17 protein-coding genes are annotated in these 20,739 nt (G+C 49.6%); 2 read left to right on the top strand and 15 right to left on the bottom strand.

Annotation, left to right across the window (positions count from 1 at the left end):
• Window positions 1-30: 30 nt before the first annotated feature.
• From FHT67_RS13150 to FHT67_RS13085, 14 genes are all read right to left on the bottom strand, one after another.
• Window positions 31-1,119 carry a glycosyltransferase family 4 protein gene (locus FHT67_RS13150; protein WP_167198781.1) on the bottom strand — a complete coding sequence of 363 codons (1,089 nt, stop codon included), beginning with the start codon at window positions 1,117-1,119 and terminating at the stop codon, window positions 31-33.
• On the bottom strand, window positions 1,116-1,754 hold the full coding sequence (locus tag FHT67_RS13145; RefSeq protein WP_243867143.1) for an acyltransferase: 639 nt from the start codon (window positions 1,752-1,754) through the stop codon (window positions 1,116-1,118). Before FHT67_RS13145 ends, FHT67_RS13150 begins: the two co-directional genes overlap by 4 nt.
• Window positions 1,714-2,973 (bottom strand): glycosyltransferase family 4 protein, encoded by a 1,260-nt coding sequence (locus FHT67_RS13140; protein WP_167198776.1) that lies wholly within the window; start codon window positions 2,971-2,973, stop codon window positions 1,714-1,716. Before FHT67_RS13140 ends, FHT67_RS13145 begins: the two co-directional genes overlap by 41 nt.
• Before the next feature lie 3 nt (window positions 2,974-2,976).
• Window positions 2,977-4,071 carry a GDP-mannose 4,6-dehydratase gene (gene gmd / locus FHT67_RS13135; RefSeq protein WP_167198773.1) on the bottom strand — a complete coding sequence of 365 codons (1,095 nt, stop codon included), beginning with the start codon at window positions 4,069-4,071 and terminating at the stop codon, window positions 2,977-2,979.
• Window positions 4,072-4,104: 33 nt separating this feature from the next.
• Window positions 4,105-5,043: a GDP-L-fucose synthase gene (gene fcl, locus FHT67_RS13130; protein WP_167198770.1), complete on the bottom strand. Its 939-nt coding sequence runs from the start codon at window positions 5,041-5,043 to the stop codon at window positions 4,105-4,107.
• Between the two features lie 19 nt (window positions 5,044-5,062).
• A complete protein-coding gene (locus FHT67_RS13125) occupies window positions 5,063-5,764 on the bottom strand; it encodes a sugar transferase (RefSeq protein WP_167198767.1) in 702 nt (233 codons plus the stop codon).
• Window positions 5,765-5,782: 18 nt separating this feature from the next.
• Window positions 5,783-6,670 carry a UTP--glucose-1-phosphate uridylyltransferase GalU gene (gene galU, locus FHT67_RS13120; RefSeq protein ID WP_132311319.1) on the bottom strand — a complete coding sequence of 296 codons (888 nt, stop codon included), beginning with the start codon at window positions 6,668-6,670 and terminating at the stop codon, window positions 5,783-5,785.
• A 286-nt stretch (window positions 6,671-6,956) separates the two neighbouring features.
• Window positions 6,957-7,649 (bottom strand): CpsD/CapB family tyrosine-protein kinase, encoded by a 693-nt coding sequence (locus tag FHT67_RS13115; protein ID WP_132311321.1) that lies wholly within the window; start codon window positions 7,647-7,649, stop codon window positions 6,957-6,959.
• Window positions 7,630-8,394, bottom strand: a complete 765-nt coding sequence (locus tag FHT67_RS13110) for a YveK family protein (RefSeq protein WP_132311323.1) — start codon at window positions 8,392-8,394, stop codon at window positions 7,630-7,632. Before FHT67_RS13110 ends, FHT67_RS13115 begins: the two co-directional genes overlap by 20 nt.
• A 165-nt stretch (window positions 8,395-8,559) precedes the next feature.
• Entirely contained in the window at window positions 8,560-10,692 is a 2,133-nt protein-coding gene (locus tag FHT67_RS13105) for an S-layer homology domain-containing protein (protein WP_167198765.1), read from the bottom strand.
• A 526-nt stretch (window positions 10,693-11,218) separates the two neighbouring features.
• Window positions 11,219-12,289, bottom strand: coding sequence for an ABC transporter substrate-binding protein (locus FHT67_RS13100; RefSeq protein WP_167198762.1), 1,071 nt, complete (start codon window positions 12,287-12,289; stop codon window positions 11,219-11,221).
• Entirely contained in the window at window positions 12,286-13,089 is an 804-nt protein-coding gene (locus FHT67_RS13095) for an ABC transporter permease (RefSeq protein WP_132311329.1), read from the bottom strand. Before FHT67_RS13095 ends, FHT67_RS13100 begins: the two co-directional genes overlap by 4 nt.
• Window positions 13,067-13,891, bottom strand: coding sequence for an ABC transporter permease (locus FHT67_RS13090; protein WP_167198759.1), 825 nt, complete (start codon window positions 13,889-13,891; stop codon window positions 13,067-13,069). The genes FHT67_RS13095 and FHT67_RS13090 overlap by 23 nt, the downstream gene beginning before the upstream one ends.
• The gene (locus FHT67_RS13085; RefSeq protein ID WP_132311333.1) at window positions 13,881-14,987 is read right to left on the bottom strand and encodes an ABC transporter ATP-binding protein; all 1,107 of its coding nucleotides are present in this window, start codon (window positions 14,985-14,987) and stop codon (window positions 13,881-13,883) included. Before FHT67_RS13085 ends, FHT67_RS13090 begins: the two co-directional genes overlap by 11 nt.
• Window positions 14,988-15,176: 189 nt before the next feature.
• Between FHT67_RS13085 and ytxJ the strand changes: the two genes are divergently transcribed.
• The gene (gene ytxJ / locus FHT67_RS13080) at window positions 15,177-15,518 is read left to right on the top strand and encodes a bacillithiol system redox-active protein YtxJ (protein ID WP_167198756.1); all 342 of its coding nucleotides are present in this window, start codon (window positions 15,177-15,179) and stop codon (window positions 15,516-15,518) included.
• A 1,219-nt stretch (window positions 15,519-16,737) separates the two neighbouring features.
• Window positions 16,738-17,421, top strand: a complete 684-nt coding sequence (locus FHT67_RS13075) for a PDDEXK family nuclease (protein WP_167198753.1) — start codon at window positions 16,738-16,740, stop codon at window positions 17,419-17,421.
• 789 nt (window positions 17,422-18,210) lie between these two features.
• Here the strand turns inward: FHT67_RS13075 and FHT67_RS13070 are convergent.
• Complete coding sequence (locus FHT67_RS13070; RefSeq protein WP_167198750.1) at window positions 18,211-20,328, bottom strand: glycoside hydrolase family 36 protein; 2,118 nt, start codon at window positions 20,326-20,328, stop codon at window positions 18,211-18,213.
• Between the last annotated feature and the right edge of the window lie 411 nt (window positions 20,329-20,739).

Below are 20,739 nucleotides of genomic sequence, written 5' to 3'. Positions count from 1 at the left end.
ATTATCGTTCAGAAGATCCTGATAACTTTCCTATTGCATATTAAACAGATATTTTATTTTTTCAACATACTGCTTCTCTCTAAACCCGGATTTAACTTTTTCTCTATTTGTTAACATCATCTTTTGAAGGCTTGGTTTATCCTGTTTATTAACTAGATCATATATGTCTTGCGTGGTCATTTCTTTGCTACAAACGATTCCATTTAATTGATTCTCAACGATATCCGGAATGCCGGCATGGTCAGTTGTAATAACCATCATTCCATTCCCCATAGCTTCTAAAATAGATATTGGCTGCCCTTCATTGGGATATCGTGTAAGCAAGATAAATATATCATTACTACTTAATAGATTAATTTTCTCCTCACCGCTGACAACACCATGATATGTAATAAACTCTTCAAGACCATGCTTGTTAATAGTCTCGAAAAAATGCTCTTTCTCGCTATCTTCAAAAAACTTTCCTGCGAAATTGAAATGGAGTCTTTGTTCTCCACCATTATGGCATCTAGTTTTCTCTAAGTGGGCTAATTCCAACACTTCAGCATATCCTTTACTTCTAATGAAATTACTTAAATAGAGCATATGAAGAACTTTCTTATGAGTGACTTGCTGAATTTTTTCATCAAATTTTTCGTCAGGCATTAGGTATTCGTCTTCTACACAGTTAGGAACAACATGAATTTTATTTTCATGCATCATTCCCTTGAAAATACACTTTAGTGATTCACTCAGGACAATTGCACCCTGAACATTCCCAATTTCGTTGAAATTTAATTTCTTCTGCAATGACCCCATATCGTTATCTACTAGTTGTCTATAGTACCCCCCGTGTAGATGAACAATACACTTCTTCTTGAAGATTCGGAGAAGCTTTAAAAGAATTAAGTCACGTATATTCCCTGGTTTTGTTTGACTAATTGTAAAATAAAATAGATCTGCTTTACTTCTAATCAACGCTACTATACTTTGTAAAATCCTTTTATTATTGGTGATATCTATCTTTTCTAAATCAAATTCATTCATTAGATCGGAATGATATAGTGTATCAACTGCTTTTGATAAACCATGAAGGGGTGGCGGGAACTGCGCTATAAAACAAACTTTTTTCTTCTTCATAGCGTTACCTTCACTTCATTCATCTCTAAATGACGAATCACTCTAACAGGGTTACCAGCAGCTACACAGTTAGCTGGGATCTCTCCGCTAACTACACTTCCTGCACCAATTACAGCGTTATCGCCTATTTTTGTACCTTTTAGGATTAGGCAGTTGCAGCCAATAAATACGTTCTCTCCGATTTCGATCGGCCGAACACCCATATGATCATTAGGAGTAATCCTTCTCACAATCGGGTCAATCGGATGAAAGTCATTGTCGATAATCTTTGTATTACCACCAATTAATGTGTTATCACCTATTTGAATACTTTTACGTGCGTATATCGTAGCCCCGGAAATTCCAACATTATTACCTATTCTTATCTTTGCATCTGCTGTGCGTGTTACAATTATCGTTCGCTGATACAAGCCAACCAGGTTAGATAGGAATGACGAATTAATCGTTACATTATCGCCGATTATAAGCTCCGCCCCAGACTTGTTGAAGATTACCGGCATGCCCTTCAACAATAAGTTTTTCCCGTATCTAACCTTAGTTGCTTTCATTAAAATCTTAAACCAATTACTATTCATATGAATAACCTCAGCTTCGTTAAATACTGATTTCTTGAATATATTTGCTAATCGATACATCCTTCGTCAGATTCTTAACCAAGAAGGCCCTTCCGCGCTTGCTCATTTCAGCAGGAATATTGGTGTCTTTCTCGCTTATGAACTTCTCAATAATAGCCTCAACTTCACCATAGTTTGCTGGTTCCGTTACATAGCCGCACTTCGTTTCTTCAATAATAAGTCGAGCTTCGGAGCCTTGTTCGAGGACACCCAATATCGGCTTCCCAGCTGCCATAATCCCGTACAACTTGCTTGGAACGGACACTCCCTTAATACCCTTGGCATTAATACACCAGTGTACATCGCCGGCATTAAGACTATAGATAAGATCCGACTTTTTCTGATAAGGAATAAAAGTTACATTGTTAAGCTCATGCTCTTCTTTATAAGCAACCAAGTCCTTCAGAACAGAACCTTCACCGATGAAGGCAAATACGACATCGTCTCTATCCTTGAATTTCTCGATGACAGGCATCATGTTCTCAAGGTCATAGTAGAGACCGATATTTCCGGAATACATGATGACAAACTTATTCTCTAAACCATACTTTCTCTTAAAGGCAACCACTTGTTCATGGTCAGACGGCAAAGGATAAATTTCCTTCTCGTCGATCCAGTTATTAATGAAGGAATGATTCGGAATCTTCTTACCCTTAAATCGGTGTTTCATGGTCTCGACCATATCTCGGCCAACTACAATGACTTTATCCGAGCATTTGCAGCTGAATTTATCGAACCACAACATGGCATTGAGAATAAGCTTGTTCTTGCTGTATCCAACTGCCATGGTCTGCTCCGGATTAAAATCTTGGATGTTGTAGATATATTTGGCCCGCTTCATCCACTTGCCCCATACCCCAATAAGTCCGCCAAGGACAGGCGGCTGCGAGATGGAATATACATAATCCATCTTCCCTACCTTGAAGGTAGCCAGCATGGCCCCAACAAAATAAGCCAGAATGTTCTTGATTCGGCTCATCTTATTGTTCTTGCTGAATTCCGGCACGCGGATTCGCAGCACCTTCACACCGTTAATCTCTTCATAGTAGAACATCTTGGTCTTATACTCTGGAGCTACGCTGCCTGTATACGAAGGAACCACGCAAATAACCGTTATATCAAAGGAATCAAGCATCCCTTCGGCCAGTTCCTTCAGGATCTGGCCGGTGGATGCGACGTCCGGGTGATAATAGTGAGCATAGATAAGCAGCTTCTTATTTGAATTCGGTTCGGTTGTCATGCCCTACACTAGCACCCCATCGAACATTTTTCTGCTGCCTTCTTCTGAGCTTACTTTGGCCATGTCGTATTTCACCATGACGCTTACAAGCTCTTCGAAGGAAGTCTTTGTAGGATTCCAACCCAACAGCGTTCTAGCTTTTGTTGGATCGCCAAGCAATTGATCCACTTCTGCCGGTCTGAAGAAGGTAGGATCTACTTCAACAATGACTTCACCTGTCTTCTTGTTAATGCCCTTCTCTTCTACGCCGTTGCCTTGCCACTCAATTTGAATACCCACATGCTTAAAGGCCAGCTCCACAAATTCACGAACCGAGTGCATTTCGCCTGTAGCGATAACAAAATCCTCTGGTTTATCATGCTGAAGGATCAGCCACATGCATTCTACGTAATCCTTCGCATACCCCCAGTCACGAAGAGAGTCCAGGTTGCCAAGCATCAGCTTCTGCTGTTTACCTTGTGCGATACGCGCTGCAGCAAGCGTAATTTTCCGGGTAACAAACGTTTCACCGCGGCGTTCGGACTCATGATTGAACAGAATGCCGTTAACCGCAAACATATTATAGGATTCGCGATAGTTTTTCGTAATCCAGAAGCCATAAATCTTCGCAACGCCGTATGGAGAGCGAGGATAAAATGGAGTTGTCTCTTTCTGAGGGACCTCTTGAACTTTGCCGTAAAGCTCGGAAGTGGAGGCTTGGTATACGCGAGTCTTCTCCGTAAGGCCAAGGAATTTGACTGCTTCAAGAATGTTCAGTGTTCCTTTCCCGTCAACATCAAGCGTATAGCCAGGCATATCGAAGGATACGCGTACATGCGATTGCGCAGCGAGGTTATAAATCTCATCCGGCTGGATCTCACCGATTAAGCGTGTAATGTTAAGAGCATCGGTAACATCGCCGTAATGAAGATGGAAGTTCTGGTTGTTAAGAATGGATCTCGCCTCTTCTTCTGTAAGAAGATCTTCCAGACGTTCTTGGTTATAGGAGGAGCTGCGGCGGATCACACCGTGAACCTCGTAACCCTTCTCCAATAAAAGCTCTGCCAAATAGGAACCGTCTTGTCCTGTTACACCTGTAATTAATGCGCGCTTCGCCATCGTTTCCACTCCCTATAATCTCTCTCTTCAATATTATTGCCGTACCAGATATTCCTTCTGAAAGGTTTCGTAAACAGCCTTGATCCCCTCTTCAAGAGGAATCGTTGCTTTCCAGCCAAGACCGTTAATCTTCGTAACGTCTACTAGCTTACGCGGAGTGCCGTCCGGTGCAGAAGTATTGAATACAACTTCGCCTTCATATCCAACTACATCTTTTATCAAATAAGCCAGTTCCTTAATGCTAATATCTTCACCAACACCGATATTTACGATCTCGTTCTCTTCATAGGTATTCATCAAGAAGAGACAAGCATCGGCCAGATCGTCGGAGTGGAGGAATTCTCTGCGTGGCGTTCCCGTTCCCCATACTTCCACCTCGGAAGAGCGATTCAGCTTCGCTTCATGGAACTTGCGAATAAGGGCAGGAAGGACATGAGAAGTCTTCAGATCAAAGTTATCGTTAGGTCCATACATATTGGTCGGCATAACGGATATGTATTTCGTTCCGTATTGGCGGTTGTAGGATTGGCACATCGTAATGCCGGCAATCTTCGCGATGGCATAAGGCTCATTCGTAGGCTCAAGTACACCTGTCAGCAAGTATTCTTCCTTCATCGGCTGAGGCGCGAACTTCGGATAGATGCAAGTTGAACCCAGGAACAACAGCTTCTTCACGTTGTTGCGGTATGCGGCATCGATGACATTCGTCTGAATCATAATATTGTCTCGGATGAAGTCCGCCGGATACTCATTGTTAGCGACAATACCGCCAACCTTGGCTGCCGCCAGGAATACATACTCAATGCCTTCTTCCTCGAAGAAAGAAAGAACCCGATCTCTGTCGAGCAGATCGAGTTCAGCACGGGTGCGATAGACCAGATTGGTATAACCTTTCTCTTCGAGAGCTCTTAGAATTGCCGAGCCTACCAGCCCTCTGTGTCCTGCTACAAAAATTTTCGAATTCAGTTCCACTCTCTATCCACTCCTTCTCCTAGTACGCATCATCCGATCCCACCATCGCTTTAGCTGTCTTTGCGATAATCCGTAGATCAAATAACACAGTTCGTTTCTCTATATACTCAAGATCCAGCTCCACCATTTCCTTGAAGCTCAGCTCATTCCGGCCGCTTACCTGCCACAGTCCGGTACAGCCTGGCTTCACGCGAAGGCGGAGTTTATCATAGCTGCTGTATTCGGTAACCTCTCTTGGAAGAGGAGGACGCGGGCCAACAAGCGACATCTCGCCGCGAACGACGTTCCACAGTTGAGGAAGCTCGTCAATGCTGGTCCGTCGAATAAATCTTCCAACGGTTGTAATTCTCGGGTCATGTTTCATCTTGAACATGGCACCTTCTATCTCATTCTTATGTAAGAGGTCCTTCAATAAGTCCTCGGCGTTCGGGACCATGGACCGAAATTTGTACATCCGGAATTTCTTCTCATTAATGCCCACCCGCGTCTGATAGAAGAACACCGGTGCTTTCGGATTCTCCAGCTTAATCAGCAGGGTAATTACCAGCAGCAACGGGGATAATAATAGGATCCCGCATGCCGCGCCAACCAAATCCATCATGCGCTTGATCATCAGATAAGTGCGTTTCGTGCTTCTTGTCTTGGCTTGAACACGTTGAGCAATAGATAAATGGCTGTCTATAGTCATCTCGGATTCTTTCCGAAGAGGCGATAACGCCATGCTGTTGTCTCCCCCTGTTTACTTGAATTTATGGATAAGCTCCCGCTCTAAAATTCCCTTCATAGCCTCCAGCAGCGGTCCCTTAAGGGACTCATTACGCAAGGCATAGTCAAGCGTTGTCGTAATAAAACCTAGCTTCTCGCCTACATCGTATCGTCTGCCTTCGAACTCATAGGCGTACACGCCTTGTGACTCATTGAGCTTCTGGATGGCGTCCGTCAATTGAATCTCGCCGCCGGCACCCTTCTCTTGCTTGGACAGGAACTTGAAAATATCCGGAGTGAGAACATAACGGCCCATAATCGCAAGATTCGATTCCGTTGTTCCCGGTGCCGGCTTTTCGATAAAACGATCTACCAAGCTTAACAGCCCGTTCTTCTCGCTGTATTCCACAATGCCATAACGTTCGGTCTCATTCATGGGAACCGGCTTCACGCCAATAACCGACTTGCCCGTCTGTTCGAACTGGTCCATCAGCTGCTTCGTGCATGGAACCTTGGAATCCACAATGTCATCTCCAAGAAGCACGGCAAACGGCTCGTCTCCGATAAAGTTGCGCGCACACCATACGGCATGCCCAAGACCCTTCGCTTCCTTCTGGCGGATATAATGAATATCGACTCTCGAGGACTTCTGCACTTCGTCGAGCAGCTTAAGCTTGCCCTTCTCCATCAGATTGTGCTCCAGTTCAAAGGCGCTGTCGAAGTGATCTTCGATTGCTCGTTTGCCCTTGCCGGTCACAATAATAATGTCCTCGATTCCCGATGAGACTGCCTCTTCCACGATGTACTGAATCGTGGGCTTGTCTACAATCGGCAGCATTTCCTTGGGCATCGCTTTGGTCGCGGGCAGGAACCGGGTTCCAAGGCCTGCGGCCGGGATAATGGCCTTTTTCACTTTCGTCATGTTTTGTTCCCTCTCTTTTCTTTCTTTTTCTCTCTCTATTTTTTGTCTATGTATGTGGTGGATATTGGATAACTATTGCGTATAAATATACGAGCTATGTCTTTCTTCGGCAGAAAAACATAGCTCGAACATTTAGTTATAAATTAGGGGCATTTAACCCCTCCTCACATCACACCCCTGGCAATAATGCCTAAGGTTTGCTTGTAAAACCCACAGCGTGACCGAGTGCCTGCAGTGATAAAGGTGCAGCAGACTTTACCTTGAGCGGTGGTTGTAGCCGCTCTCCCTACTTCACATCAGCACTATAGTAGTAGTAATAAGCCTCTTCATTCGACCGGCGCTTCACGTTATTGAGTACGACGCCAAGAATGCGGGCATTGACGTTCTGCAGATTCTGAATCGCCTTCTGCGCGAACTGGCGCTTCACCCGGCCTTGATCGACAACAAGAACAACCCCGTCGCTCTTCGTTGCCGCAATCTGCGCATCCGTTACGGCCAAGAGTGGCGGCGTATCCACCAGAACGATGTCGTACATCGTACGAAGCTCATCCAACAGGGCCGTCATCCGCTTCGATGCCAGCATCTCTGCCGGATTCGGAGGAATCGGTCCCGCTGTAATAACGTCCAGATTCGGAACATCCGTCGTTTGGATAACCTCTTGCAGGGTGCTTTGCTGGGAGATGACGGACGACAAGCCGAACCGGTTCGAGATCTGGAACGTCTTATGAGCCGTTGGCTTGCGCATATCGGCATCAATCAGAACAACCTTGCGGTCGGACTGGCTAAAGGCTACGGACAGATTGGCAATGGTTGTAGACTTGCCTTCGCCTGGTCCTGCAGAAGATACCATAATGACCTGCATGGCGGAATCAATCGCAGCGAACTCGATATTCGTCCGAAGCGTACGGTATGTCTCCGATACCGGCGAACGCGGGTTGGCGACGGTAATCAGGCGGCGTTTATTCTCCGATTGTGACATTCTCCAGCCCTCCTGCCTTTTGTCTGTTCTCTGCTCGTGAAGATCCCGTCTGGAATTCGCTTGCTTCCACCCTCGCAACCATGGCCAGAGTTGGCTGACCCAGATAACGCTCGACATCGGCTTCCGTCTTAATCGTGTCGTCCATGTATTCCAGCAGGAACGCAATACCAACCGCAATCATAAGGGACACGACAAAAGCGATGATAATGTTCAGCGTGACATTCGGCGATACCGGTGCAGGCTGGTCATCCAATATCGCTTCGTTCAGGATGGATACGTTCTGAACTTGAAAAATATTAGGAATTTCCTGTTGAAAGACAATCGAGATGGCATTAACGATCTCAGCGGCCTGGCGATAGGAGACGTCCTGTACAGCCAGAGTCATAACCTGCGTGTCGTTTACAGAGCTAACCTTGATCTTCTTGGCCAGTTCCTTGGCGGATAAGCCCAGCTGCGGATACTTCTCAGCAACCTTTCCAAGAATCGCCGGCGTCTTAATGACTTCTTTATAGGTTTCGATCATCTTGATGTTGGAGTTGATTGCGTTGATGTCCAATGCTCCCACGGCTAAGGACTCATTCGTGCGGTTCACGACGATCTTGGTAGATGCCTCGTAGATGGGGTCCTTGAATATCTTGGTGTACACACCCGATGCAACGGTACATACAAGTACAAAAATAACAATAAGCAGCAATCTCTTCCTCACGATAAGGAAGTACTCTCTTAAGTCTAGTTCCTCGGACACTATTAGCCCCCTCCTGAATGCCTAGTTGCCTATGATGATTGTATTACGTTAGACCTAATATTTGTAGACAAATTTTGTAAATAAACCAACTTTTGTTATAAATTAGCGAAAAAATACCTTCCTCCCAACTGCTGCATCTGAGAGGAAGGTCATAAGCCCTATTCATTACTTAAAGTTTACTGCACGGTAGATCATAACCGCAGCTTCAGCGCGAGTTGCGGAAGCATTCGGCGAGAATTTGCCGTTGTTGCCGATTACGATGCCGTTCTTCGAAGCGAAGGCTACGCCGGCTTTCAGGGAAGCGCTGATCGAACCAGCATCTTTGAAGCCTGCCAGTGCTGCAGTCACGTCCGTTACGTCTTGAGCACCTTTCGTTACTTTCAATGCGCGAGCAATCATAGTCGCCATCTCTGCGCGAGTGATTTGCGCGTTAGGATCGAACTTCGAAGCCGAACGGCCTTGGATAATGCCAAGCTTAGCCGCTGCGCCGATATAAGGTGCGGACCAGTCCGTATCCTTCACGTCCGCAAAGCTTTCTTTCGCGGAGCTGTTATCGATATCAAGAGCACGAGTCAGCATTTTCGCGAACTCTGCACGGGTTACGTTATCTTTCGGAGCAAATACGCCGGCTTTCTTGCCTTCGATGGCGCCTTTCGCAGCGATTACTTCAATTGCACGGCCAGCCCACGACTCTACGGAAGCGATGTCCGTGAAGCTTACTTTGTTCTCAACAACAACGTATTGGGAGAACGTATCGCGATGCTCCACAATCAGGTTGCCTTCTACCGTACCGCCTTGGAATACAAGCTTGCCGTCAACGATCTTCGCGAGCGACAGAAGCTCTTTGTCCACGCCGTCTACGTTACCGAGAGGAATGGAAACCTTAACCGGCTGTTCGAAGGAAGTTACCGTTTTGCCGCCAATCGTCAGGCCGAAGCTATATACGTCGGAAGCTGCTTTCCGTTCGCCGGTTGTCGAGGAATCAGCTTTCGATTTGTTGATGTTGAAGTCAACCGGACCGTTGAATTGACCGCCAACCGGAAGCGTTGCGCTCAGGCCGTTAACCGTCAGGTTAATGCCGCCAAGACCCGCTTTGATTGCTTCTTGGATAACGGCATCGTTCAGTCCGATCTTCACATCGTCTTGCGCAACATTGCCCAGGTTAAGGTTCAGAACAGGTGCCGGAACCGTAACGCCAGGAGCCAGTGCTTTCACGTTCTTCAGGATCTCGCCGATACCCGCGATAGCGGACAATACGGACGAGCTGCTTACTTGCACGGAAGCTTGACCGTTCGATACTTTCACGTCGCTAGACAGATCAAATGTCGACAGCTTCGTTACGAGCGCAGTTGCTTTTTGAACCGCTTCTGCAAGGATTGCCGCTTTCTCAGCGTCCGTTGCATTTGCAAGCTTTTTCTTGATGTCGTCGATGAGATCCGTAACAGCTTTCGGAATCTCAACCGTACCTGTATCTCCGCCGCCGATAACGCCGCCACCGCCAGGGGTAGTCGTTTCGTTCATTTTCAGGTAAGCGCCATAAAGTGCTGTAGCTGCTTTAAGAACCACTGTGCTCTCTACTTTTCCTTGAGCGTTTGCTACAACGCTTTTCAGGTCGGCCGTCGTAATGCCGTAAGCATCAAAGATATCTTGAACAACCAGCTTCTCATCGGACAAAGCTACCAGAGCTTGTTGGATCAGAGCATCTCTCTTAACAGGATCATTCAGCGCCGCGATAAGCTGCTCAGTAGGGATATTTTTCAGAATACCGGCTAATTTTTCTTGCAGAGTGAAGAAATATTGTGCCACTTGATCGACCGTTACGTCATCTACTTGCTCTGGAGTAAAACCAGCACCTACCCCAAGTTGAGCCAGAACCGCACGGTATTTATCGGTATTACGGATTCTTTCTAATTCGGTCAGGTTCGGATCGTAAGTAATCGAAATCACATCGGAAACGAGATCAGCAAGAGCATTCTCATCGAAGGATTCGCCAAGCTTCGTTGTCACTTTGCTTGTAATCGGGCTTGCAATAGATTTCAGTTCGCTTGTGTCCAGCGATTGAAGCGCCGTGCGAAGAGCTTGCACTTCATCCAGGCCGCCAGTTGCTGCAAGCGCCGCGCGAAGCTTGTTCGCATAATCTACGATTCCCGTGCTTGGGAATGCCGCTGCCGCGTAAGCCGTATTATTAAATCCCAGCTTTTCTGCCAATCCCTTGCTGCTCAACGGAATACCTGCGAATGCGGTTGCCGCCATGCTTGCTGCGATTGTGGATACGATAAGCTTCTTTTTGATCGTCATTTCGTAAGTTCACCTCATAGTTTGATAGTTGTGACAGTATGTAACTCTTGTAATCCTATACCAGATACTGGTATATATAGACACTAATAACGCGACAAAGCGACTAGCGCGAGCGCCAAGCCCTCTAGTTGATTTGCCAATTCGTTATCCATTTCTGTTAATTGGATTCCAGTAATGGTCCATTCCGCCATAGGGATCCTTGGGAAATCTGTGCCTATCTGTTGCCTATTGTTAAAATGTACCTAGGAAAATACTTGATGCCCATTATAGCAGAATAGAACTGGCGAATCAGCACTTTCGCAATATTTCCTAGTTTTCGACAAAAAATGATCGGTTTGTACTAGTTTTACGGGATATTCTCCCAGTTTGGTAGCGTTTTCAGTCGATATTTAACGCTGGAAATTAAATTTCCTTCTCCCAATCGACAAAATAAAAACCGTGCCATCCGCCGATAGAGGTCCTATTCTGTCACAAATAAGAGACTCTGGTCGATCGTCAGCACGGTTATACCAATAAATGTAAAATTTTACTTGCGATGCATCTTAAATTCTAGAAATAATTCATTATAGTGCACGAGCATTTTTTTGCCGAGATTCTTGTAAACCTCAAGCTTTTCGGTCAGCTCTTTGTCCGGGTAGAAACGTTTGTCGCCCGAGATTTCCTCCGGCAAATATTCAAGCGCCTTGGCGTTAGGCGTAGAGTAACCGACATACTCGGCATTCTGCGCCGCATTCTCCGGATCGAGCATGAAGTTTATGAACTTGTGCGCGCCTTCAATGTTCTTCGCCGTCTTCGGAATGACCATGTTATCGAACCACAGGTTCGAGCCTTCCTCCGGCACGACGTAATCAAGCTTCTCGTTCTCGCTCATAATCTCCGACGCGTCGCCGGACCATACAAGGCCCACCGCCGCCTCTTCGTTCGCGAGCAGCAGCTTGATCTCGTCGCCCACGATCGCCTTCACGTTCGGAGTCAGCGTGCCAAGCTTCGCCTTGGCCGCCTGCAGATGCTCTTCATTCGTATCGTTCAGCGAATAATGAAGGCTGTTCAGCCCCATTCCGATGACCTCGCGAGCACCGTCGAGCAGCAGAATCTGATTCTTCAGGCTTGGATCCCAGAGGTCATCCCAGCTATGGAACTTAAGGTCGGTCAGATCGGGATTGTAGACAATTCCAACCGTTCCCCAGAAGTAAGGAATCGAGTACTTGTTATCCGGATCAAAGCTCAGGTTAAGGAAGCTTGGATCGATATACTTCAGATTCGGCAGCTTGCTCTTGTCGAGCGGAATGAGAAGATTTTCCTCTTTCATTTTGTCAATAGCATATTCCGAAGGAATACTGACGTCGAACGTCGTGCCCCCTTGCTCGATCTTGGTCATCATGGCTTCGTTGGAATCGAAAGTCTGGTAAATCACCTTGATGCCCGTCTCCTTCTGGAATTCATCCAGCAGCTCCGGATCGATGTAATCGCCCCAGTTGTAGATCGTCAGCGTATCCTTGCCCGTATAGCCCGCGCTCGAATTGAGGTAGGAGGTCAGGTACATGAGCCCGAAGGAAACGATCAGCACGGCGATAAACGTCTGAACTAAAGATTTCATCCCCGTCCCTCCGATCGCGCCGAAGTCCGGTTATTCCGCTGGTTGATGAAGTAGTAGCCGATCACCAGCAGAATGGTGAACAGGAAGATCAGAGTCGACAGCGCATTGATGGAGAGCGCAATCCCTTGGCGGGCCCGCGAGTAGATCTCGACCGATAAGGTGGAGAAGCCGTTGCCCGTCACGAAGAAGGTCACCGCGAAATCGTCCAGCGAATACGTTAACGCCATAAAGAATCCGGCGAAGATGCCAGGCTTGATAAACGGAATAATAACGCGCGTCAGCACATGCCAGCTGCTTGCCCCAAGGTCGCGGGCCGCGTCGATCAGCGTTGGGCTCATCTCCTGCAGCTTCGGCAGAATCATAATGACGACGATCGGCACGCTGAAGGCGATATGCGACAGCAGCACGGACACGAAGCCAAGCTTAATGCCGATAATGGTAAACATGATTAAGAACGAAGCGCCGATAATGACGTCCGGGCTGACGATCAGCACGTTGTTGAGCGACAGCAGCGCGTTTTTCGGCTGGCGTCTTCTTACGTAATGTATGGCTAAAGCGCCCGCAATGCCGAAAATAACCGAGATAGCCGACGACAAGAGCGCGATAACAAACGTGTTCAGCACGATAATGAGCAGCCGCGTATCCGCGAAGACCTCCTGGTACCACTCGAACGTAAAGCCTTCGAAGTCGCGCATCGCACCCCCGCTGTTGAACGAATAGAAGATCAGATAGAAGATCGGCGCGTACAGAATGATAAATACGGCGATCAGGTACACATTAGACAGCTTTGCGGTTTTCATTCTGCAGCCCTCTCTTTCTGCTGCCCGTGAGCAGCATAATAACCGCCATCACGATAATGAGAAACACCGCGATCGTAGCGCCCATGCCCCAGTCCTGGGTCACGAGAAAATGCTGCTCAATCGCCGTACCGAGCGTAATCACCCGATTGCCCGCGATAAGGCGCGTAATCATAAAGAGCGACAGCGCGGGGATAAAGACCGCCTGGCAGCCGGACTTCACGCCGCTCAGCGTCAGCGGGAAGATAACCCGGCGGAACGCCGTCCACGGCGATGCCCCAAGATCCCGTGCCGCGAACACCAGCGAAGGATTCATCTCCTCCAGCGAGTTGAAGATCGGCAGGATCATAAACGGGATAAAGATATAGACCGATACGAAGATAAAGCTGAAATCGGTGAACAGGATCTGCTGCGTACCGATGCCGATGAATTTGAGCATGCCGTTTACCGCGCCGTATGTGCCGAAGAGGCCAAGGAAAGCATAAGCCTTGAGAAGCAGATTGATCCAGCTTGGCAGGATGATCAGTAGCAGCCATAGCTGCTTATGCTTGGTTCGCGTCAGCAGGTAGGCTGCCGGATAAGCGACCAAGAGCGAGAACGCGGTAATCAGAAAAGCGTACCAGAACGAGCTGAGCGTCATCTTCATATAGACCGGCGTGAAAAACTTCTCGTAGTTGCCGAACGTGAAGTTCCCCTCTACGTCGAAGAAGGAGTAGTACACGACCAGCACGATTGGCGTAATAACGAACAGCGCGATCCACAGGAGATACGGAATGAGATAAAAGTTGCGCGTATTAGTTCTCATCTTGACCCTCGCTGTACGCGTCCAGACGCTTATCGAATTCTTCCTCCGTCTCGCCGAAGCGCATGACGTGAATCGCTTCCGGATCAAAGTACAGGCCGATCTGCTCGCCTACGGCTGCTTTTTTCGTGGAGTGGACAAGCCATTCATTGCCCGCTTCATCGTAGCAGGAGATCTCGTAGTGAACGCCGCGGAACAGCTGAGAGTCGACGCGCACTTGCAGCTTGCCTTGCTCCAGTGTCGTAATTTCGAGGTCCTCCGGACGGATGACGATCTCCACCGGCTCGTTCGGGTTAAGGCCTTGGTCGACGCATTCAAACGCACGGCCCGCGAATTCAACCTCGAAGTCCTGCTTCATGCGGCCGGGCACGATATTGGATTCCCCGATAAAATCGGCCACGAACCGGTTAATCGGCTCATCGTAAATATCGTTTGGCGTGCCTGACTGCTCGATCTTGCCTTGGTTCAGGACAAAGATCTCGTCGGACATCGCGAGGGCCTCTTCCTGGTCATGGGTGACGAAAATAAACGTAATGCCAAGACGGCGCTGCAGCTCGCGAAGCTCGTATTGCATCTCGGTGCGGAGCTTCAGGTCCAGCGCGGAGAGAGGCTCGTCCAGCAGGATCACTTCCGGCTCGTTCACGATGGCGCGGGCAATTGCGACGCGCTGGCGCTGGCCGCCGGACATTTCGCTGATATTGCGCGTCTCGTAGCCTTCCAGGTTGACGAAGCGAAGCGCTTCTTTTACCTTAGCCGTGATCGCCGCGTTCTTCAGCTTCTTGATGCGAAGGCCAAAGGCGACATTTTCGAACACGTTAAGATGAGGGAACAGCGCGTAGTCCTGGAAGACGGTGTTCACTTGGCGTTCGTTCGGCGGAATCCGGTTAATCACCTTGCCGTTGAAATAGATCTGACCCTTGGACGGTTCGATGAACCCGGCGATCAGCCGAAGAATCGTGGTTTTGCCGCAGCCCGACGGGCCAAGCAGCGTATAGAATTTGCCTCTTTCAATCTCGAAGCTGACTTCGCTCAAGACGGTCGTCTGATCGTCGTATAGCTTCGTCACTTGCTCGAATCGGATGATCGTTTGATCCGACATGATGGCTGCACTCCTTCATACCCGGAGGTAAACATAGTTAATGGTTTAGGTTCCTAACGCTTGCTTTCAGCATTTGATTATACATGAAGCTTGCTTGTGCGCGCATGACTTTTTGCGTGTCCGGGGGTATAATACAGAAATAAGTATCTAATAAAAACCTATTTACAATAAAAAGGAGTGTATAATCCTATGGCACAATATCGCGAGATTGATTCTATGGAAGGCTGGAACGAAACGTTCGAGGCTTCGAGCGACCGTCCAACCGTTATTTTCAAACACAGCACAACTTGCCCGGTAAGCGCCAACGCGTACCGCGAGTTCAACGAATATTTGAACGGCAGCCCGCGCGAAGACGCTGATTATGTACTCGTTAAAGTAATCGAGTCCCGCCCTGTATCGCTGCAAATCGCGGAGGACACTTCGGTGAAGCACGAATCGCCGCAAATCATCTTCCTTGAGAAGAAAGCAAAAGTATGGTCCGCGTCCCACTGGGCGATTACCAAAGAGCATATTACGGCGGTATTGGACTAAGCCTCGTTGTATGCGTGAGCCGGCAGCAGTGTTGATTCCCTCCTTGAGGGAATCGCACTGCTGTTTTTATTAGGTTGGCTATCACTGCCTCCTTCTAGTCACTGCACCTCGCACGCCTCCCGCTGCACGGCGCCATGGCGGCAATTGGCGCTCAGGGCTCGGTGACACTTCTCGGCGGCGGTGCCGCCGTCCGCCCATACGGCGGGTCACCGCCCAGTAGCTAAGGTGAGTTGAGTGCTGCTACCGCCCTCCGCCTACGTTGCACGAAATGCACGATAAAGGTGCTAGGCAGCCCAGTAACTCGGAATATCCTGCACGAAATGCAGGATATCAGGGAAATGCAGCCCCGATCCGTGCAAATTAGGGCTACATCCTGCATTCTGTGCAGGATAAGTTGCCCCGCATGCCCGAAATGGACCTATATTGCTGCATTTTGGGCAGTATATCGTTAAGAGGCCGGCTATTGGGGATGAGTTGGAATGGTTGAAGTACTGATATCCTCCTATGGTTGCACGTTGTGCATCACCATGATGGGTCACCGTCCAGTAGCCAGTTAGTTGATGACCTCGTCGTCCGCCTACGTTGTACGAAATGCACCATAAAGGTGTTAGGCAGCCTAATAGCCCGGAATATCCTGCATGAAATGCAGGATATCAGGGAAATGCAGCCCCGATACGTGCAAATTAGGGCTATATCCTGCATTCTGTGCAGGATAAGTTGCCCCGCATGCGCGAAATGGGCTTATATGCTGCATTTTGGGCATTATATCGTTAAGAGGCCGGCTATTGGGGATGAGTTGGAGTGGTTGAAGTGCAGATATCCGCCTACGGTTGCACGTTGTGCATCATCATGATGGGTCACCGTCCAGTAGCCAGTTAGTTGATGACCTCGTCGCCCGCCTACGTTGCACGAAATGCAATATAAAGGTGCTAGGCAGCCCAGTAATCCGGAATATCCTGCACGAAATGCAGGATATCAGGGAAATGCAGCCCCGATACGTGCAAATTAGGGCTATATCCTGCATTCTGTGCAGGATAAGTTGCTCTGCATGCGCGAAATGGGCTTATATGCTGCATTTTGGGCAGTATATCCAGTAAGCCATAGGATGAGACTGTTATTACCAAAAAAGCTATGCTACACTAAGCTTCAGACGAAGAACGTCCCAAGCCATTATTGGCAGCATTGGGGCGTTTTTTTTATTTTCGGGGAGGTTGGTTCTATGACGGTTAACGATGAGTATGAAGAAGCGCATCGGCGGTTTATGGAGACTCATATGGAAGGAAGAACGGGGGAACGGAGGGGGAGGTTGGCCAGAGGGCATAACTTCGCCGAGAAGCTGTTCCTCCAGAACGTGTGGTGGCCGCTATTCGGCAGCTTCGAGCATTTGCATCCCGAATATGAGGTTTACGATTGGAATCGCAAATCGCAATTCGTAGACTTCGCTTATTTACCCCCACAAGGCATGTTTGCTATCGAGTGCGACGGCTTCCAAAGCCATGTGAAAGATATGGACCGCGAGAAATTCAGCTACTCCTTGAATCGAGATACATTCCTCACGGGCATGGGGTGGAAGATGATTCACTTCTCCTTCGACGATGTGCAGAACCGTCCGGAAATATGCATCATGCTGCTAAAGCATGTTCTCGGTACGCATATGATTCGAGGCCGGCACAACGCCGGGAGCCTATTAATCCCATCGGCCGAGAGAGACATTCTTCGGTTTGCTTTTCACACGGGAGGACGTGTCGGCCCCAAGAATTTATCCGATCATTTCCGAATCAGCTTTCGCACCGCGCGCAAAAGACTGCAGTCGCTATCTGCAAAAGGAATGCTGAAGCCGATCGAGCGCGGCGTCCAGATTCGATATTACGAGCTGAACGACCGGGCTATTGAGCATCTGTAACCTCACCGATTCCTTGTCCACCTGAAGCAGATATGGATTGAGGCTGCTTCAACTAACTAGCTACTTGGCGGAGACGCGCCATTTCAATCTCTCCCCTTCTCTCTCACCCATAGCTGGCCTATTAATTTATGCTGCACGAAATGCAGCATATTGGTCCATCTAGGGCTGGCTGTGCGAGTTATCCTGCATAGAATGCAGGATATAGCCCCGATTCGAGCTTATCGGGGCAGATTTTCTCGTATATCCTGCATTTCGTGCAGGATATTTCGGTTACTGGGTCGCGTTGCGCCTTTATGATGCATTTCGTGCAACGTAGGCGGACGGCGGCGGTAGTACTCAACTAACTAGCTGCTTGGTGGACAAGCACTACTCCAGTGCACAACGTGCTATATTGGCGGATGGCGGTACTTCAACTAATTGACTACTTACCTGGTGGACCCGGACTACTCCAGTGCACAACGTGCTATATTGGCGGATGGCGGTACTTCAACTAACTAGCTACTTACCTGATGGACCCGCACTACTCCAGTGCACAATGTGCTATATTGGCGGATGGCGGTACTTCAACTAACTAGCTACTTACCTGGTGGACCCGCACTACCCCAGTGCACAACATGCTACTTAGGCGGATGGCGGTCTTCGACTAACTAGCTGCTTGGTGGACACGCACTACTCCAGTGCACAACGTGCTACTTAGGCGGATGGCGGTCTTCGACTAACTAGCTATTGAACGAGAAAAAGGCCACGGGACTAGCCCGTGGCCTAATCTTTAACCCAAGCTGGCGGGGCTTAGCCCAGCGTCAGCTCGAACAGGCGCGCGGTGCGCGGGCTTGGCAGCGTCACGCGCAGCTCGCCTGCAGCGGCGTCCCAGCTGCAGCCGGTGTCGCCCGCGGCTGCCGGGTACGCGCAGCGCGCAGCAAGCGGCTTGCCGCTGAGCTCCGGCAGCGGCAGAGCGAGCTCGCTCGACTCGCCGCCGATGCGCCATACGGCGAGGTACAGCTTGTCGCCGCGGCGCAAGCCCAGCGACAGCCAGTCGTCGCCATGCGCCGGCAGGCCAAGCGGCCATACCGGCAGCGCTTCGCGGATATCGCCGCGAATGGTTTTATAATAATCTAGCGCTTCCTTCACCAGCTCGCGGCGGCGCGGGCTCAGCTCGGCCAGATGACCGGACTGGTGAACGCGAAGCAGCAGAGCGTTAACCATGTTAAAGATCACTTCCTCGTCGTCGCCCTCGCGAAGCGGATACGACCATACGGCCGCCTGCTCCGGCGTCAGTACGGCAGGCGCACCCGCCGCGATCGACGCGTATTTCACGTAATCCTCCTGATCGCTTGTCGACTGAATGCTGTAGCGGCTCAGCATCGCATAGTCCATTCGCATGCCGCCGCTGGAGCAGTTCTCGATCACTAGCTCAGGATAACGCGCAAACACGCCGTCCAGCCAAGCCAGATAAGCACGGTTATGCTGGAGCAGACCGTCGCCAACGCTGTCCGCATCCGTCTCGGTACCGATACCCGCGTTAATGTTGTAGTCCATCTTGATGTAGCCTACGCCATAGTCCTCGACCAAGCGGCGGATGACCTCATCCGCATGCGCGATAACGGCCGGATTGCGGTAATCCAGCTGGTAGCGGCTGCGGTCCTTCACCCGCTTCCCGTGACGCATGAAGAACCAGCTGTCATCGGTATCCGCCAACTTCGGCGAGTTGATGCCCATGACTTCAAGCTCAAGCCACAAGCCGGGAATCATTCCTTTGCTGCGGATATAATCGAGCACGTATTTGATCCCTTCCGGAAAACGCTCCTCCGAAGGCAGCCACTGGCCTACGCCATCCCACCATTCGCCCGGTGCGTACCAGCCTGCATCGATACAGAAGTATTCGCAGCCTACGTCAGCTGCCGCATCTATGAGCGGAAGCAGTTTTTCGGTCGTTGGCGAACCCCACAAGCAGTTCATATAGTCATTAAAAATAACGCGAAGAAGCTTGTTATCGTCATTCTCGCGGCGGATGCGCCGGCGGTATACGGTCAGCTGTTCGGCCGCTTCCTCGACTCCGCCCTCTACCGCGCCAATCGCAACCGGTACGGATACGAAATTCTCGCCCGGAGCCAGCTTCAGCCACCAGTGGTTGTCATGCTCGGTTGGTCCGCTGATCAGCAGCGTCAAACGGTCGACCTGATCGGTCAGCTCCCAATGCCAAGAGCCGTTATGCTCGATCTGCCAGAATAGGCTTTCACCCGAAGCCGTGTTCGACATAATGGCCATCGGAATAAGCTCAGCCGCCGACCAAGAACCGGTGTTGCTGAACGAGAGACGTTTCGAGCCGCGGTCGATCAGATGCGACATGCCAAGCTCCGGCAGCGTATACGTCCGCCATTGCAGCTCGCTTTGCCATGCGTTATGCGCGAGAGTTACCGTTACCTTGTCATCGCGGTCCCCTTCGCCGTCTTTATCAAAGCCGGTCAACGCGAAGGAAGATACGTACTCTATGCCTACTTCCTTACCGCCGCCATTCACAATCTCCGTCCAGCAGCGCGCAACCTGAGCGCCGTCATAGAACTGAACGTTCCACAAGGCCGTTACGCCGGTAACCGGATCCTTGAGCCCAAGCACCAGCTTCCGTCCGAACTCATTGCGGGTATCAGATAATCCGTCATACACCATCCGCAGCCCCGGCTGCGAAGCACGGTGCGTACGGCCGTGATATTCCGCCCGGTCCTCGCCGGTTAATTGCAGCTCCAGCAGGCGGAAGCCTTCTTTTTGTTTAGCCGCAACCGACTCCTCCACCCAAGGCAACGCGCCGAAGTGAAGCAGCAGCACATCGCCATTCTCCCGCACCTCATATACCAAATGCAGGCCATTCTCTTCGATCTTGTTAATCCCCGCCGCCGTAGCCAATTTCTCCATCTCCTATTCCCGCCTTTCCGTTTCTAACGAAACCTCATATTCTTATTTCGTTGCATTCGCAGTCGCAGCTTTTTCAAATCTAAGAAAGACACGCTATTCACCATCAAGCCATGCTCAATCTGCAAAAATAGGCCAAATAACGTTACCTAGTTTCGTTACGTCCCACAGGTGGCGCATGCCCCAAATGGGCATCGCAAGACTCATCAATACGCTAACCACGCATGGCGCATGCCCGGCATCGCATGCCTCGTCAACACGCTAGCTCCACAGGTGGCGCATGCCCCAATGGGCAATGCATGCCTCGTCAACCCGCTAGCCCCACAGGTGGCGCGCCCGAATGGGCATCGCATGACTCATCAACCATCAAGCCCCTCAGGTAACGGATGCCCCCGACCGGCTCCTCCAACCGAA

This window comes from Paenibacillus sp. BK720 (assembly GCF_011761545.1).
GTDB lineage: Bacteria > Bacillota > Bacilli > Paenibacillales > Paenibacillaceae > Pristimantibacillus.
The sequence above is the reverse complement of the archived record's forward strand: the minus strand, read 5'-3'. Positions and strand labels throughout refer to the sequence as shown.